This window comes from Sorangium sp. So ce693, assembly GCF_051521375.1.
GTDB classification, from domain to species: Bacteria; Myxococcota_A; Polyangia; order Polyangiales; family Polyangiaceae; genus Sorangium; species Sorangium atrum.
Window position 1 is genome coordinate 568934 of sequence record NZ_CP150347.1, and the last position, 15889, is coordinate 584822.

The 15889-nt window shown below is 72.5% G+C and carries 13 protein-coding genes; 5 read left to right on the top strand and 8 right to left on the bottom strand.

The window, feature by feature from the left end:
• Positions 1 to 54 precede the first annotated feature (54 nt).
• The 5 genes from WMF14_RS02225 to WMF14_RS02245 all read right to left on the bottom strand — a co-directional run bounded on the left by WMF14_RS02225 (position 55) and on the right by WMF14_RS02245 (position 5453).
• Positions 55 to 219: a hypothetical protein gene (locus tag WMF14_RS02225; RefSeq protein WP_157906386.1), complete on the bottom strand. Its 165-nt coding sequence runs from the start codon at positions 217 to 219 to the stop codon at positions 55 to 57.
• A 370-nt stretch (positions 220 to 589) separates the two neighbouring features.
• The gene (locus WMF14_RS02230; RefSeq protein ID WP_437798537.1) at positions 590 to 2965 is read right to left on the bottom strand and encodes a (Fe-S)-binding protein; all 2376 of its coding nucleotides are present in this window, start codon (positions 2963 to 2965) and stop codon (positions 590 to 592) included.
• Between the two features lie 212 nt (positions 2966 to 3177).
• Positions 3178 to 3879 carry a hypothetical protein gene (locus WMF14_RS02235; RefSeq protein WP_437798538.1) on the bottom strand — a complete coding sequence of 234 codons (702 nt, stop codon included), beginning with the start codon at positions 3877 to 3879 and terminating at the stop codon, positions 3178 to 3180.
• 1 nt (position 3880) lies between these two features.
• A complete protein-coding gene (locus tag WMF14_RS02240) occupies positions 3881 to 4726 on the bottom strand; it encodes a TrmH family RNA methyltransferase (RefSeq protein WP_437798539.1) in 846 nt (281 codons plus the stop codon).
• A gap of 163 nt (positions 4727 to 4889) precedes the next feature.
• Complete coding sequence (locus tag WMF14_RS02245; protein ID WP_437798540.1) at positions 4890 to 5453, bottom strand: ureidoglycolate lyase; 564 nt, start codon at positions 5451 to 5453, stop codon at positions 4890 to 4892.
• Between the two features lie 221 nt (positions 5454 to 5674).
• Between WMF14_RS02245 and WMF14_RS02250 the strand changes: the two genes are divergently transcribed.
• From WMF14_RS02250 to WMF14_RS02265, 4 genes are all read left to right on the top strand, one after another.
• Positions 5675 to 6301, top strand: coding sequence for a LemA family protein (locus WMF14_RS02250; RefSeq protein WP_272097485.1), 627 nt, complete (start codon positions 5675 to 5677; stop codon positions 6299 to 6301).
• 14 nt (positions 6302 to 6315) lie between these two features.
• On the top strand, positions 6316 to 7107 hold the full coding sequence (locus tag WMF14_RS02255; protein ID WP_272097486.1) for a TPM domain-containing protein: 792 nt from the start codon (positions 6316 to 6318) through the stop codon (positions 7105 to 7107).
• A gap of 218 nt (positions 7108 to 7325) precedes the next feature.
• The gene (locus tag WMF14_RS02260; protein ID WP_437798541.1) at positions 7326 to 8537 is read left to right on the top strand and encodes a thiolase family protein; all 1212 of its coding nucleotides are present in this window, start codon (positions 7326 to 7328) and stop codon (positions 8535 to 8537) included.
• 132 nt (positions 8538 to 8669) lie between these two features.
• Entirely contained in the window at positions 8670 to 9239 is a 570-nt protein-coding gene (locus tag WMF14_RS02265) for a peptidylprolyl isomerase (RefSeq protein ID WP_437327244.1), read from the top strand.
• 61 nt (positions 9240 to 9300) lie between these two features.
• Here the strand turns inward: WMF14_RS02265 and WMF14_RS02270 are convergent, their stop codons facing one another.
• The 3 genes from WMF14_RS02270 to WMF14_RS02280 form a co-directional block, all read right to left on the bottom strand.
• Positions 9301 to 10401 carry a hypothetical protein gene (locus WMF14_RS02270; RefSeq protein WP_437798542.1) on the bottom strand — a complete coding sequence of 367 codons (1101 nt, stop codon included), beginning with the start codon at positions 10399 to 10401 and terminating at the stop codon, positions 9301 to 9303.
• A gap of 173 nt (positions 10402 to 10574) precedes the next feature.
• Entirely contained in the window at positions 10575 to 11609 is a 1035-nt protein-coding gene (locus WMF14_RS02275; protein WP_437798543.1) for a CHAD domain-containing protein, read from the bottom strand.
• A complete protein-coding gene (locus WMF14_RS02280) occupies positions 11606 to 13255 on the bottom strand; it encodes a ribonuclease J (RefSeq protein WP_437798544.1) in 1650 nt (549 codons plus the stop codon). The genes WMF14_RS02275 and WMF14_RS02280 overlap by 4 nt, the downstream gene beginning before the upstream one ends.
• A 374-nt stretch (positions 13256 to 13629) precedes the next feature.
• Between WMF14_RS02280 and sppA the strand changes: the two genes are divergently transcribed.
• A complete protein-coding gene (sppA, locus tag WMF14_RS02285) occupies positions 13630 to 15429 on the top strand; it encodes a signal peptide peptidase SppA (protein ID WP_437798545.1) in 1800 nt (599 codons plus the stop codon).
• Positions 15430 to 15889 lie beyond the last annotated feature (460 nt).

The following is a 15889-nucleotide window of genomic DNA, read 5'->3' on the forward strand; positions in this document are numbered from 1 at the left end:
CGGCGGGCGACGGAGGGCGGTGGGGCCCGCGCCTTCGGCGCAGGCCGCGGGCGATCAGCCCTCTTCTTCTTCGACGTTCCAGGCGGACAGCGCGGTCATCCCGATGGCGACCGAGCAGAGGCAGCACAGCGCAGGCTCCTCGAACCGGAGCTCGTCGCCGCGCGACCACACGTAGAGGCCGCGCCCGTGGGGCTCGCCCGCGATGGCCCTGTCGCACACGTCGCAGCGGTGCTCGGTTGCGCCTGAGGCTGCTTGACGCGCGCGCAGCGCATTGTCGGCGATCGCGTCGACCGAGACGCAAATCGGATGGGCCAGTATCCCTGTGAGCCGGTAATCCGCACTTGCGGTCCCCTCCGGCGTAGGGCAGGGGTCCAGGTTCGGGGTCCCCTTCAGAGCGCCTTCAATCACATCCACCTCCGGCGGCAGGGCCGAATCTAGCTCAGGCCGAGACGGGACGCACGAGAAGGCTGCGCCTGAACACCATCAGGCTTGCTCCAGGGCGCACATGTGGGCGAACGCGCTGGAACGGCGCGTCATGGACCGCAGGACGTACCGTTCCAGCGTGCAATAGTGACGGAATTCGGCGGGATCAGGCGCTGGCGGACGCAGCCGTCTCGGCGGTGTCCGGGGCGGCGGCCGAGCGGCTGCCGGCCGAGCGGTCGAGAGCGCAGCTCTCTTCGAGCAGCTCGACAACGTCGAGCTGGCGGATCGACTCCTCCTTGGACTGATCCTTGAGGCCGTCGGTGATCATCGTCTGGCAGAACGGGCAGGCGGTCGCGATGGTCTTCGCCTCGGTCTGGAGCAGCTGCAGTGTCCGCTTGACGTTCACGCGGTCCTTGTTCTGCTCCTCCATCCACATCTGCGCGCCGCCGGCGCCGCAGCACAGCCCCTTCTGCCGGTTCCACCCCTCGGCCTCGACGAGCTGCAGCCCGGGGATGCGCTTCAGGATGTCGCGCGGCTGCTCGTACACGTCGTTGTAGCGGCCGAGGTAGCAGGAGTCGTGGAAGACCACCTTCCCCTCGACCGGCTTGCTGGGGACGAGCTTCTTCTCGGCGACCAGGCCGAGCAGGAAGTCGGTGTGGTGCACGACCTCGAACTTCGCGCCGAAGTCGGGGTACTCGTTCGCGAGCGTGTTGAAGCAGTGCGGGCAGGTCGTGACGATCTTCCGGATGCCGCCCTGCTCCTTGTAGCCGTTCAGGGTCGCGGCGTTCTGCTCGGCGAGCATCGCGAAGAGGTACTCGTTGCCCGCGCGGCGCGCCGGATCGCCGGTGCAGGTCTCCTCCTGGCCGAGGATGGCGAAATCGACGCCGGCGGCCTTCAGGAGCCTGGCGGTCGCGCGGGCGATCTTCTTCGCGCGGTCGTCGTAGCTCGCCGCGCAGCCGACCCAGTAGAGCACGGGGGCCTGCGGCTTCTCGGCCATGGTCGGGATCTCGAGCCCCTCGGCCCAGTTGCCGCGGTCGAGGCGCGCGAGGTTCCAGGGGTTGCCGTTGACCTCCATCGCGTTGAACGGATTCCCGAGCTCCGCCGGGAACTCGCCCTTCACGAGGACCAGGTGGCGGCGCATCGAGACGATCTTGTCGACGTAGCTGATCATCACCGGGCACTGCTCCTCGCAGGCCCGGCACGTCGTGCAGGCCCAGAGCACGTCCGGATGGACGACGTTCGCCACCAGGTCGACCGGCTTGTACGCGACCTCGGGGATCGGGACCGGGTTCTCCGGCGCCGCCTGCTCCGCGTGCTCGGCGCCCTCCTGCGTCTCCGCCGCCTGGCCGTCCTGCGCCGCTGCCCCGTCGGTGGCCTGCCCGTCCGCCGGGGCCGCGTGGCCGTCGCCGGCGCCGCCTCGCGGGCCGCCCGGCCTGTTGATGAACTCCCCCTCTCGGCCGTACAGGTGATCGCGCAGGTCCAGGGTGAGCTGCTTGGGGCTCAGGATCTTGCCCGTCTTGTGGGCCGGGCAGTTGTCGCTGCAGCGGCCGCACTCGGTGCACGTGTAGAAGTCGAGGATCGCCTTCCAGGTGAAATCCTCGATGCGCGCGACGCCGACCGGGGCGGCCTTCTCGGGCTCCTCGGCCGCCTTCATGACCATCTCGCCGATCGCCTCGGCGCTGCCCGCGACGAGCGGCAGCCGGCCGCGCGCCTCGATGTTGCGCGTGAAGACGTTCGGGATCGACGTGATGATGTGGAAGTGCTTCGAGTGCGGGAGCAGGTTCAGGAACACGAGCACCAGCGTGACGTGCGTCCAGAACCCGATGTGCGCGAGCACGACGAGCGTCCCCGGGCTGGCGCCGCTCAGGAGCACGGCGAACAGCGAGCCCGCCGGGGCCGGGAACAGGTGCCAGCGGAGCGCCGCCGGGTCCGCGGGGACGCCCGCGAACGGGGCCGTCACGGTGGCGACGCGCTCGCAGAGCGCCGCGTCCGCGGGGCCGCACGCCGCCGTGGACCAGCGGTGGTGGAGCACCAGCGAGGCGCCGTCATAGAGCATGTCGCTCACCATCATCGTGACGATGATGCCGAGGATGAGGAGCCCCTCGCCGGACAGGGTCATGCGCCGCTCGCGCTTGATCGCCCGGTAGTAGATGAACACGAGCGCGCCGGTCACGACCAGCGTGGCCATGACGTCCTTCACGAACTCGTAGATCCCGCCGAGCGGCACCGCGCCGATGCCCGGGAGCCGCACCGGCTCGTGCCCCAGGATCCACAGGTCGAACGACGGGTCGATGCCGCGCCCCCACAGCATCAGCGTCCGGAGCAGGAGAACCAGGAATCCGAAGAAGATGAGCTTATGCGCCAGCCCGGCGAGCGGGTAGTAACCCATCTTCCGTTGCCGGAAGGCGTACTCCCAGGTGCCTTTGAGGCGCTCGGCGATCCGGTCGAGCCGGTCTTCCCCGCGCCCGACCTTGAGGAGCTGCCAACGCCGGTTGGCGCTCCACGCAAAGGCGGCGAAGAGGCCGACGAGCAATGTGAGCATCCACGTGGGATTCATTCGCGGGGCGTCTCCAGGTGCAAAATGGCCACATCTTTTAAGGTGGGCGGCTGCCGGACGTCAACCGCGCGGCGGCGATGGAGCGCGCGGATCTCCTTCGCCGGATTTCTGTTCTTGCAAGGGCGGATACGTCGGCGCGCGCTGGGGTGGCTCCTCGCGCGGCGCCGGGGGCGCGGGCGGCGCGCCGCGTGGGCGGCTCAGAGCGTGAACTCGACGCTCTTTTCTTCGGTCGCGGCGGAGGGAGACAGATCGAGCGCCATGCTGTACGAGCGCTGGCCGACCCGCGCGCTCAGGCGGACGCGGATGGGGGCCGTCGCGTCGTTCAGCTTGTCGAGCCGCACGACGACGCGGTAGCGGCCCCGCGCCGGCTCGCCCTCGGTGAGGAAGACGTTCTCCACGTTCTGCTCCTGGCATTCGCCGCTCACGCGCGGGCAGTCGCGATCCTTCATGAGGCCGCTCGCCGTCGGCTCCCCGACGCGCGCGAGCTCTCCCGCCGGGTCATAGACGTTGAGATCGACGTCGGCCTCGGGCTCCTCCCACGCGATCGTGAACTGGAGGATCCCGGTGTGGAGCCCGCAGCCCTCGTCGATCACGCCGTTGCAGTTGTTGTCGCGGGCGTCGAAGCAGAGCTCGACCCCCGTCGGTGTGCAGGCGATCTCGAGCCCGACGCCCTCGGAGACCTTGATGTCCTTCGGCTGGAGGGGCGGCCTGGGCGGGGGCGGCGGCACCTCGATGCAGCCGGCGAGGAGCAGGGCGAGGGCGGCCGCGCCGCGCGCGACGTCGAGCGCCGCGCGGGCGAGGCGCGCGCGGAGGCCGTGAGGCGCCGGAAGGCGCGCCGCGTCGCGGCGGGCGCGCGGCTCGCGCCGCGGGGGACCGGGGCTTCGCATGGGGAGCTGCATGTTATCCGCCTTCAGGCTCCCGCGGGGCGCCGGCGCTGCGCGGCTCGAGCGCGGGCAGCGCGGGCGGGGCGGGCGGCCTCCGCGGCTTGGGGCCGCGCGGCTTCGGGGGAGGGGGCGGCGTTCCTCCGAGGGGCTGGGGGAGGTGCATGCCCCGCGCGGCCAGGATCTCCGCCGCGTGGGGGACGGTGAGCACCAGCGCGCGCGCATAGAGATGGATCCGGTAGGGCTCCGGCAGGTCGCCGGGCCGGCCGTTCGTCGCGTGCTCGAGCAGGATCGCCGCGGTGACGCTCACGTTGAGGCTCTCCGCGAAGCCGCGCATCGGGACGCGCACGGCGCGGGCGCAGCCGGCGGCCAGGTCGGGGCGGATGCCGTCGCGCTCGTTGCCGAGGACCAGCGCGAGGCGGGGGATGCTCGAGAGGTCGCGCGGGGTGAGCTCGCCTTCCGGGTGGGTCGCCACGAGCTCGTGCCCCGAGGCGCGGAGCGCGGCGACCGCGGCCTCGGTGGTCGCGTGCGTGCGCACGTCGACCCAGCGCTCGGAGCCGCGCGAGACAGTGTTCGAGACGAGGAACTGCTCGGCCCGCTCGATGATGTGGAGCCGCTGCAAGCCGAACGCGTCGCAGGAGCGGAGCACGGCGGCCCCGTTGTGCGGATCGTGCGGCGCATCCATGGCCACGGTGACGGCATCGAGCCGCGTCGCGATGACGCCGCGCAGCCGGGCCCTGCGCTCGTCCGTGACGAACTCCTCGAGGATGCGGGCGACGTCGGCGACGTCGAGGGAGTCGAGCGCGGCGAGCAGCCTTCGCTGCTCCTGCGCGACGAACGAGCAATTGGGGGTCGAGCGGCGCATGGCGGGGGGGGGCGCCTCTATAGCGCGGCGCGCGCCCGGAGGCTGCGGCGCAGCGCGGCCCGGAGGCGACCGCCCCCCAAGGCCGCCGCGGTCCCTCCCAGCAGCGGCGGCGCGGGCCATCGCGCCGCGCGGGATCGGCGAGGAGGAAGGAGACGTCCGGCCGTCAGCGGTTGATCGCGTCGATCGCGTCGATCGCGTCGATCGCGTCGATCGCGACCGCGATCCGCTCGCCCTCTGCGTACTCGACAACGGCGCAGTCGCCGGGAGAGCCGTCCTCCCAGGACAGGCAGACGAAGTCGGCCTCGGCGTCGAGCGCGATCATGGGGTGGTGCCACACGCCGGGGCGATAGGTGATGCCCTGGGCGCCGTGGGCGATGAAGGCGCCGAGCGTCGCGAGTTCGGGCCGGTCGCCGCCGAGGGCCACGACGACGAGGTAGCGCCGCGCGCTCATCGGCACGAACGCCTGGGTCGAGCCGGGGTGCTTCTCGAGCAGGGCGATCGGGAGCGGGAAGCTCGAGCGCGGGGCGCAGCGGAACACCGAGACGTTCAGCGAGGCGTGCCCGGGGCGGAGGTTCTCGATCGCGGCGAGGTGATCGAAGCGCCGCGCCGTCCCCTGGTTGGCAGGCCTCCCGGGCTCGCCGTGCGGCGAGGCCATGAGGATGTCGCCATACGGCGCATAAGCTGCAGGGCTGAGCGAATGGGCTGCGATGCGCGGGCGGTGGCTCATCGTAATGGGCGACTGTGGCGGCGCGCCACGCGTGTGGCCTCCCTGCGGCCCTCCTGCACGGTGCATGGCGCGCGCCGACCGAGGGCACGACAGGGAAAGGGTATCACGTCGCGGGGGCGCCGCAGCACGCCAGCCCGCCGCGGGCGCCATGGGGCCGGGGTTTTGCAAGGCGTCTCGCGACGCAACCCCGACGGGTAATGCAAGCGACCCTGGAGCCAGTCATGCGGATTGTTCACAAATCGACATTTCGGAAGCGCCTCGCGGTGGCCTCCCTGTTCCTGGCGGTGCTCGCCGTCATGACGTCCGTCGTCGGCTGCCAGCGCTACGACTTGCTGGTCGAGAAAGATCAGATCGCGGCCCAGAAATGGTCCGATCTCGAGGCGGATCTCCAGCGGCGCTACGACCTGGTCCCGAACCTGGTGGCCGTCGTGAAGGGGTCGGCCAAGCACGAGGAGCAGACGCTCGCGAGCGTCGCCGAGGCGCGCGCCCGCGCGACAAGCGTCCAGCTCAAGGCCGACGATCTGACGGATCCGGAGAAGGTGCAGGCCTTCCAGAAGGCGCAGGAGCAGCTCAGCGGCTCGCTCTCGCGGCTCCTCGTCGTGCAGGAGCAATACCCTGATCTCAAGGCGAACCAGGCCTTCCACAGCCTCCAGATCCAGCTGGAGGGAATCGAGAACCGGATCCTCCGGGCGCGCCAGGAGTACAACCAGGCGGCGCGCGAGTACAACGCGGAGCTCCTGAAGATCCGGGGCCAGGTGGTGAACAAGGCGACGGGCCAGCCGTTCAAGCCGCGCGTCTATTTCACCGCGTCTCCCGAGGTCCAGTCGGCGCCGAAGGTCTCGTTCTGATGAGGGGCGCGGCGATGCGCCGGATCGGCATGGGCGGGGCGCGGCTGCGGGCCGTGGCCAGGGCCGTCGCGGCCGCGTTCGCGCTGGTCTGCGCGCTCGTCGCGCGGCCGGCCCTCGCCGACTTCACGCCGCCGACGCTCACAGGGCACGTCGTCGACACCGCTGGACGGCTCGAGCCGTCCGACATCCGCGCTCTCGACGCGAAGCTCGATCGCATCCGCCGCGAGACGGGGTTCGAGATCGTCGCCTTCGTGGCCGGATCCCTCGAAGGCGAGACGATCGAGGACGTCGCCTACGAGGCCTTCAATACCTGGCAGCTCGGCCAGCGCGGGGCCGACAACGGCGTTCTCCTCGTGATCGCCCCGAACGAGCGGCGCGTCCGGATCGAGACGGGCAAGGGCGTGGGCGGAGCGCTCACGGATCTCCAGTCGAACGACATCATCCGGCAGACCATCAACCCGCTGCTCAGGCAGGATCGATTCCGTGAGGCCATCGACCAGGGAACTGCAGAGATCGCCAGGACGCTCGTCGCCGGGACACCCGAGGAGGAACGGCGCCCGGCGCCCGGCGCCCAGCCGGCGCCCGCCCCGGTCTCGCCGATCAGGATCGGCGTGACGGTCGTCGCCATCGTGGGGGCGCTCGTGCTCGCGCTGATTTCGCCCTCCTTCCGCTGGTTCCTGTGGCTCGTCCTCCAGGCGCTCCTCTTCCGAGGTGGCGGCGGCGGCCGCGGTGGTGGCGGTGGGTCCGGGTTCGGCGGCGGCGGCGGGGGTCGCTCCGGCGGGGGCGGATCCAGCGATAGCTATTGAGCCGCTGCGCGCCGCCTCTTCCACCCTGTGCAGGACGGACCAGGCCGATCGGTCGTCCTCCGCACCGGCCTTCCGATCGGCCCCCGTGCTCACCCCTGGCGTGATCGGGCGGACGCACGCGACATCGACGCCGGCGCGGCGCGCGTCGAGCCGAGCGGAGATTCCAGGACGCGCGCGATCTCCGCTGCGCGCCGACCAGGCGACGCTACGCTCTCGTCATGGCTGCTGCCCTGCGCCCTGTCTTTGTCGTCGACGCCGTCCGGACCCCGATCGCCCGTTACGCCGGCGCGCTGGCGACGGTCCGCCCCGACGACCTCGCAGCGCACGTCCTCGACGCGCTCGTGCGTCGCAATCCTTCGCTCGCGCCGCGCCTCGATCACGTCGTCTTCGGCGCGACGAACCAGGCCGGAGAGGACAACCGCAACGTCGCGCGCATGGCCGCGCTGCTCGCCGGCCTCCCCTACGAGGTCCCGGGCGTCACGGTGAATCGCCTCTGCGGCTCGGGGCTCGAGGCGGTGGCCGACGCCGCGCGGATGATCGCCACCGGCGAGACCGACTGCGCGATCGCGGGGGGCGTCGAGAGCATGACGCGCGCGCCGTTCACGATGCCCAAGCAGGCCGAGCGCTTCGAGCGGAGCGCGCCGACCCTCTACGATACGACCCTCGGCTGGCGCTATCCGAACGCGAGGATGGCCGCGCGGTTCGAGCTCCAGTCGATGGGGGAGACGGCCGAGAACGTGGCCAAGAAGCACGGCATCAGCCGCGACGAGCAGGATCGGTTCGCGCTCCTCTCCCACGAGCGCGCCACGCTCGCGTGGGAGTCGGGGGGCTTCGCCGACGAGGTGGTCCCCGTGCTCGTCCCCCAGAAGAAGGGCGATCCCGTCCTGTTCGAGCGCGACGAGGGCGTGCGCGCCGACGCCTCGCTCGAGGCGCTGTCGAAGCTCAAGCCCGCCTTTCGCGAGGGCGGGACCGTCACGGCGGGCAACTCGTCCCCCCTCAACGACGGCGCCGCGGCCCTCCTGCTCGCCTCGGGCGACGCCGTGCAGGCCGCCGGCGCGACGCCGCGCGCGCGGGTGATCGCGACGGCGACCGCCGGGGTGGATCCCAACCTCATGGGGGAGGGGCCGATCCCGGCCGTGAAGAAGCTCCTTCAGCGGACCGGGCTCCGCGTACCCAACGTCGATCTGTTCGAGCTCAACGAGGCGTTCGCGGCGCAGGCGCTCGCGTGCTCGCGCGCGCTCGAGCTCGACCCGGCGCGCGTCAACGTCCGCGGCGGCTCGATCGCGCTCGGGCACCCGATCGGCTGCTCGGGCGCGCGCATCGCGTGCACCCTGGTGCATGCGATGCGCGCGCGCGGCGCCAAGGTCGGGGTCGCCTCGCTGTGCATCGGCGTCGGCCAGGGCATCGCGACGCTCTTCGAGCGCGCGTGAGGTCATTTCGCCGCTCGTCCGCGGCGCCAGATGAGATAAGACCGGCGCAGCAGAACGCAGGAAGGGGGGCCCGCGGCTCACCTCCCTCGGCTGACGGCGCCGCCTCGGCGGCCAAAACAAGGAGAAGTCCCGATGGAATTCCCCCAGATCAACGTGCCCGGCACCGGCAAGCTCCACGCCCGGCTCAAGACCTCGCTCGGTGACATCACGGTCCGGCTCGAGGAGGAGGGCGCCCCCAACACGGTCAAGAACTTCGTCGGCCTCGCCACGGGCACCATCAACTGGACCGATCCGAAGACCGGCCAGGGGATGCAGGGGACTCCCTGTTACGACGGCGTCCGCTTTCACCGCGTGATCTCGGGGTTCATGATCCAGTGCGGCGACCCGCTCTCGCGCTACCCGGACAAGGCGGCGCTCTGGGGCACGGGCGGCCCCGGGTACAAGTTCGCCGACGAGTTCAACCCCTCGCTGAGGCACGAGGGCGCCGGCGTGCTCTCCATGGCCAACGCCGGCAAGAACACGAACGGCGCGCAGTGGTTCATCACCGACGGGCCGACGCCGCACCTCGACAACCGCCACACGGTGTTCGGCAAGGTCGTGAGCGGGCAGGACATCGTCCACCGCATCGCCAACGTGGCGACCACGCGCGATCGGCCCAACCAGGACGTCGTCCTCGAGCGCGTCGAGATCTTCCGGCAGTAAGCGCGCGGCGCGCCGCGCGGCGCCGTTCAGCGCCGCGCGGCCAGCGCACCGCTCCGCTCCTTCAGCGGGCGCAGCAGACGGTGATCTTGTCCTCGCCCTCCTCGACCTCGCCTGTGGGGCCGCCGCCGCGCGGCTGGCAGCTGCCGGTCCCGGTCACCTCGAGCGACACCGAGACGGCAGGGGGCGGATCGTCGACGCAGGCCCCGTTGAACGGCACGGTCTCGCCGGGCCCCCGGCAGCGGCTCTGCTCGAAGAGCGTCAGCGTCGCCGCGCAGCGCACGCCGCCCGTGTCGCACGTGCATCGGGTGCAGCCGCGGTTGTCGACCATCGAGCTCGCGAACACGTGTCGCTCGCCGAACCCCTCGGGGCAGCGCTGGTCCCCGTCGCGCCAGACGCAGACGCCCTGCTCGAACGGCGCGTCGATCTGTCGCGGGGCGCAGGCCTCGCCGGCGCCACATCCGCCGGCGTCCGACCCGGCGGCGCACACGAGCCCCTCGATACCGAAGCGCGGCGGCGGCAACGTCGCCTCGCCGCCCGACGCGGCGCACGTCGCCGAATCCACGCCGGGCGCTTCGCCGCTGTAGCTGCCGGCCTGGAAGTCGCCGCCGAGGTTGATGCATTCCTCCGTCTGCACCGGCAGCGTCGCGCCCCCCCCGCCACACGCGCCACGCGAGTACACCGTGACCGCGGGCGTCTCGCACGCCACGGTCGGCGCGCCGCACGCGCACGCGCTGCAGGTCGCGGGCGTGTCGAGGGGCTCGCGGCCGCCCACGTCCACCCGCTCGGAGAAGCCCTCGGGGCAGGCGACGTCCGCTGCGTCGGGGCCCTGGTACAGGAGGCCGGGCCCTTGCCAGTCCTCGGGCGCGGCGACGCAGGCGAACCCTCCGCAGTCGTCGTCGGCACAGTCGACGGCGCCATCGCCGTCGTCATCCTCGCCGTTGGTGCACCGCTCGCCGCCGCCGGCGCCGCCGCTGCTCGTGGTGCTCCCAGCCGCCGTCTGGCCTCCTCCATCTCCGCCGGAGCTGCTGGCCCCGCCGGAGCCGCTCCCGGACGGCCCCGGGAAGAGCGCGGGCTCGAACTGGTCGAAGTCCTGGGTGCAGGCGCTCGCCGCGAGGAGAGCGACGAGCGCGGTGACGCTTTGGAACGCAGAGCGGCGCAACACGACCTCCGGGATCGGCGGGCTTCGCCTCGGTTCGAAGGAGCCCGACCGACGGTACCACGAAGCGCCTGTCCGCACGGCGAGCTCCGCAGCCGGCGATCCCTGTGCGCCCGTTCGCCCAGTCCGGAGCGCGCCTGCTGCGGCGCTCCTTGCTGCACCGCGCCCCGTGCGCTGCGTCATCCGCTCGGGAGCGCGCGGGGATCGCCCGACCAGAGCGATGTGAGCGTATCGAGCTCTCGCGCGAGCTCCTCGGTCGCCTTGTGAGCGAGCCGCGCCCGCTCTGCGACGAGCGCCTCGATGACGGCAGCGCGCGCGTCAGGCGCCAGGGCCTCCGCTCTCGTCATCTGCGCGAGCGCCTCATCGGCGTCGTGCAGCTGGCCGAGGCGGCGCTGCATCCGTGACGCGGATTTCGCGGTGCGCTCGGCGCGCTCTCCGAAGAGCGGTGAGAACGTCTCCGCGGAGTAGCGCAGCCGTTTGAAGCGGATCCGGAGCGCGTGCATGGCCGCGCCGTCGCCCGGGTCGCTCGCGGCGAGCGTGCGCACGTCGTCCAGGGCATCACCGATCGCTCGCCTCGCGAGCGCCTCGGCGCCGCGCTTCCTCGCTTTCCGGCGCGAGATGCGCCGCTCGAGGCGCGCGAGGTGAGGCTCCAGCCGGAGCCGCTCGCCCTCGGCCGGCGCGTCGGCCTGCGTCGCACCCGTGTCGCCTTCGGCCGGCGCGTCGGCCTGCGCCACGCCCGTGTCGTCCGGGCGATCCTGCTGGAGCAGCTCGACGATGTGGGCCCTCGCCTCGCGCTCGCGGCGCGCGCGCTGCGCGACCCACCCAGCGACGGCCGCCCGGGCCGCCTCGTCCAGATCGAGCGCGGTGAGCGTCTCGCGCAGCACCTCCTCGTCGCGCAGCGCGCCGGTCGCCCGCGCGAACTCCCGGAGCCCCTCGGCCACGGGGCGGAGCCGCCTCCGTCCGTAGATGCGTCGCGCCGGCTTGAGCAGCGTCCGGAGCCGGCGAAGCGAGACCCGGAAGTCGTGCACCGCCTCCGCGTCCGGCTCCGCGCCCTGCTCGCTCCCGGTGACGACGCGCCGCGCATCGGCGCGGACGCGCTCGATGTGGGAGAGCAGCACCGGGCCCAGGAAATCTCGCGCGGAGAGCCTCGCGCCGCCGCCGTCGCCGGCTCCGGCGCCACCCGAGGGCGGAGGGCTCCCCTCGAGCGGCGTCACAGACGCGTGAGCGCCACCGTCACCAGCGGGCGCCTCCCGAGCTTCGCCTCGAGCGTCCGGCGCGCCGCGAGCCGGGCGATCTCGATGATGTCGTTGTCGCGGCGCCGCGCGCGCGGCTCGCAGTCGTTCACCGCCTGCGCGACCGCGCGCGCCGCGGCCCTCAGCGCGCCGCCCTCGAGCTCCCCGGTGACCCCGCGGGCGAGGACCTGCGGCGGCGCCGCGAGGGCGCCGTGCACATCGACGACCAGCGACACGAAGGCCACCCCCTGGCGACCGAGGGTCGCTCGCTCCCGGAGGACCTCCTCCCCGAGCTCCTCGCCGCCCGCCGTCGCCACCCGGCCGGCGACGGCCCGGCCGCTCCGGCCGAGCGGCTGCGTCGTGCCGATCTCGACGACGTGGCCGTTTTCGGCGACGAGCACCTCGGCCACGCCGCGCTCCCGCGCGAGCTCCGCGTGCCGCGTCAGGTGGTGCAGCGCGCCGTGCACGGGGAGGAAGCCGCGCGGCTGGGTGAGATCGATCATGCGCGCCTGCTCCGTCCGGTGCGCGTGCCCGCTCGCGTGGACGCGCCGATCCGTCGACCACGTCACGAGCTCGACGCCGAGGCGGAGCAGCCCGGCCATCATGTCGACGACCGGGCGGTCGTTGCCAGGGATGACGCGGCTCGAGAGCACGACCCGATCCCCCTCTTCGAGGCGCAGGAGCGGGTGCGTCCCCGAGGCGAACCGCGTCAGCGTGGAGGCCCGCTCGGCCTGCGTGCCGCTCGCGATGACGAGGAGCCGCTCGCGCGGCATCGACGAGGCGACCTCGGGCGGGACGAGCAGGTCGCTCGGCCACGGGAGCCTCCCCACGGTCTGCGCGGCCCGCACGTGCGTCTGCACGCTGCGGCCGAGCAGGCAGATCTTGCGGCGCGCGCGGATCGCGGCCTGACCGAGGGCGAGGAGGCGCTGCACGTTCGAGGCGAAGACGCCGACCACGACGCGCGCGGGCGCGGTCTCGACGAGCTCCGCCAGCGCGTGGGCGACGGCGCGCTCGCTCCCCGCCTCGCCGGGCGAGTCCACGTTGGTGCTGTCGGACAGGAGCAGCCGGACGCCCGCGTCGCCGAGCGCGCGGAAGCGGGCCTCGTCGGTCGGCTCGCCGTCGAGCGGCGTCGGGTCCAGCTTGAAGTCCCCGGTATGGACGACGAGCCCCGCGGCCGTGTGGATCGCGAGCGCCGTCGCGTCGACGATCGAGTGCGTCACCCGGAGCGGCTCCACGACGAAGCCGCCGATCGCGACCTCGCGCCCGACCTGCGTGGGCAGCAGGCGCACCTTGTCCTCGAGCGCGTGCTCCGCGAGCCGGTAGCGCACCAGCTCCAGCGCGTGCGGCGGGCCCCAGACGGGGACGTCGAGGTGACGCAGGAGGAACGGCAGCCCGCCGATGTGGTCCTCGTGGCCGTGCGTCAGCACGATGCCGCGCACCTGATCGCGGAGCGCGAGCACGTGATCGAAGCGCGGGTGGTAAACGTCGACGCCGAGGTCCGTGCTCGGGAACGTCACCCCGCAGTCGATGAGCAGCAGCCCATCCGACTGCTGAAGCGCGAGGCAGTTCATCCCGACCTCGCCGAGCCCCCCGAGGGGCACGAGCCGCAAGGTGGACGGCGGTGGCAAGGGGAGCTGGCTCGGGGCGGGGGCGCTCTGCTCGGGATGCACGTTCGGTGGAGGGGGTCTGCCACCCAGGGCGCCGGGGGCCTACGGCCCGCGGCTTGCTGAGCTGGTCTGAAAGAGAGAGGACGACTTCTTCAAGACGTAACCCACATCGGCTCGCCGTCCCCTTCGAAACTTGGAGCGACAGTGTAGCCACAGGGTGGCCCCTTGCGTCACGCTCTCTCTTTCCAGTTCCGGCGCCGGGGCCAGGCGGCGCCGACCTCGCCACCGGATCTCGTGCCGCGCGGACCGGTTCCTGCACACCCTGTCTCCCCCCACCCCATCGTGACCGCCGGCGGACGCCGAGCCGCCTTTCCCCAGATTTCGAGGAGCCTCCGGTGATCGCTGCCCTGCTCGTCAATCTCCTCCGCCTGCTGCTGCTCCCCGTCAGCGCGCTCCGCTGGGCGTTTGCTGCACCCCGGGGCGGGTATGTCGTTCTCGAAATCGACGGCCGCGTGGTCGATCTCCAGCCGCCCAGGGTCCGCCTGGCGCTCTCGTGGCGTCCCAGGAAGAGGGCACCGCTCTCGGTGGAGCGCGTCCGCGAGCTCGGCAAGCACCTGATGAAGGATCCGCGCCCGGCGGGGCTGCTCCTCCGGATCCGGTCGGTGCACGCGGGGCCGGCGGTGGCGGCCTCGCTCCGGGACGCGCTCCTCGAGATCCGGGCGGGGGGCAAGGACGTCGTCGCCTACCTGCCGATGGGCGCCGACACCACGACGCTCCTGCTCGCCTCGGCCGCGCGGGCCATCGTCGTCGGGCCCGAGACGATGGTGTCGCCGCTCGGGTTCGCTGTGGAGGGCCGCTACGTGCGCCGCGCGCTGGAGCAGGTCGGCGTCGAGCCCGAGGTGTTCGCGAAGGGGATGTACAAGAACGCCGGCGAGGTGCTCGTGCGGGACACGATGAGCGCCGCGCAGCGCGAGCAGGTGGGCGCCCTGCTCGACGGGCGCCTCGGGGACCTGACCGCGGCGCTCGCCCAGGGGCGCCGCGTCGATCGCGAGACGGCCGCGCGGTGGATCGACGAGGCCCCCTTCGGCGCGGAGCAGGCCGTCGCGCGAGGCATCGTCGACGCTGTCGCGTACGAGGATGAGCTCGAGCACATGCTCGTGGCGGGGTCGCTCCCGTCCGCGACCGCGGCGCCGCGCCGCGCCGAGAGCGGCGCGCAAGACGCGGACGGCGCGTCGGGCGGAGGAGCTCCTGCTGCTGCGCGGCATTCGAAGAACCGCCTCGTGTCGGCGGACCGCTACCTGGGCGCGCGGCGCGCTCTCTCGCTGACGCCGGTGTGGCCTCGGCCCGTCCTCGGCGTCATCGAGGTGCACGGCGCGATCGTCAGCCGCGCCCACTTCCGTGGCGCCTCGCTGGCCAGCGAGGAGCGGCTCGTCGCGAGCCTGCGCGCGGCGCGGCAGAACCCGCGCGTCCAGGGGGTCATCCTCCACGTCGACTCGCCGGGCGGCTCCGCGCTCGCCTCCGACAGGATCCACCACGAGGTCACCCGCCTCGCGGAGGTGAAGCCCGTCGTGGCGTGCCTGTCGAACGTGGCGGCGAGCGGCGGCTACTACGTGGCGGCGGCCGCGCACGCGATCGTCGCGCAGCCGCAGACGATCACGGGGAGCATCGGCGTGGTCTCGGCGCGCTTCGCGCTCGGCCCGCTGCTCGAGCGCCTCGGCGTCTCGACCGACGTCGTGAAGCGCGGCGCGCGGGCGGACCTGTTCTCGCCGTCGCGCAAGCTCGACGCGGGGGAGCGGGCGGTGGTGGAGCGCGAGCTCGACGCGATCTACGCGGCGTTCCTCCGCGTCGTCGCCCGCGGCCGCCGCCGCCCGGTCGAGGAGATCGAGCCGCTCGCGCAGGGTCGCGTCTACAGCGGCGCCGAAGCGCAGGCGCGCGGCCTCGTCGACATGCTCGGCGGGTTCGAGCGGGCGCTCCACGAGCTGCGCCAGATGATCGGGCCCAAGGCGGCCGCCATCGAGCCCGCCATCGTGCGCGCGTCGCGGTACATCCCACCCCCGCCGCTGCTGCCCGCGCCGGTGCCCACGCTGCTCGAGCTCGTCGGGCTTCGCGGGCTCGCCCAGGAGGTGGCGCTCGCCATCCACTGCGAGGGGGAGCGGGTGCTCGCGTACTGCGCGGAGGCCGACGACCTGGACTAGGCGGCGACGGCCGGCTCCATGGAAGAGCTGGTGGTTGGTTGGGCGCATTCCATGGAAGCGGCGGATTTTGTCGCGGGAGAAGCTGTGCGTAATCTGTGCGCCCGGTGGGTAGCACCTGTTCAGAACTGATCACGGATCGCTAGGAATCCCGCACCGGACAGAGAGACCCTATATGTGGGCCCTGTTCGGAGGGAGATCCCAACCTGTAGCGGTTCTCCTTGACGCACGGACCGTTCGCGAGTTTGGATAGCAGGCGGTCAGGCGCTCCCGCATGTCGGCGCACGCCTGTCAGACATGGCACCTGAAACTATGCTCACTGGTCGCAAGACGGAACGTTCGAGCAGGTAGTAGGGGAGAAGCGACGAGACCTGTGGAGATCGAGGCGATGATGCCTCGGAGTTCTCCAGGGAACTCTTTGTGCTTTCGGTAGGACCCGGGTCACCGCCAGGTGCGGTGGTTC

Coding starts and splice junctions, on each gene's coding strand:
- WMF14_RS02230 (WP_437798537.1), bottom strand. CDS start 2,965: ATGCTCACATTGCTCGTCGGCCTCTTCGCCGCCTTTGCGTGGAGCGCC.
- WMF14_RS02235 (WP_437798538.1), bottom strand. CDS start 3,879: ATGCAGCTCCCCATGCGAAGCCCCGGTCCCCCGCGGCGCGAGCCGCGC.
- WMF14_RS02240 (WP_437798539.1), bottom strand. CDS start 4,726: ATGCGCCGCTCGACCCCCAATTGCTCGTTCGTCGCGCAGGAGCAGCGA.
- WMF14_RS02245 (WP_437798540.1), bottom strand. CDS start 5,453: ATGAGCCACCGCCCGCGCATCGCAGCCCATTCGCTCAGCCCTGCAGCT.
- WMF14_RS02250 (WP_272097485.1), top strand. CDS start 5,675: ATGCGGATTGTTCACAAATCGACATTTCGGAAGCGCCTCGCGGTGGCC.
- WMF14_RS02255 (WP_272097486.1), top strand. CDS start 6,316: ATGCGCCGGATCGGCATGGGCGGGGCGCGGCTGCGGGCCGTGGCCAGG.
- WMF14_RS02260 (WP_437798541.1), top strand. CDS start 7,326: ATGGCTGCTGCCCTGCGCCCTGTCTTTGTCGTCGACGCCGTCCGGACC.
- WMF14_RS02265 (WP_437327244.1), top strand. CDS start 8,670: ATGGAATTCCCCCAGATCAACGTGCCCGGCACCGGCAAGCTCCACGCC.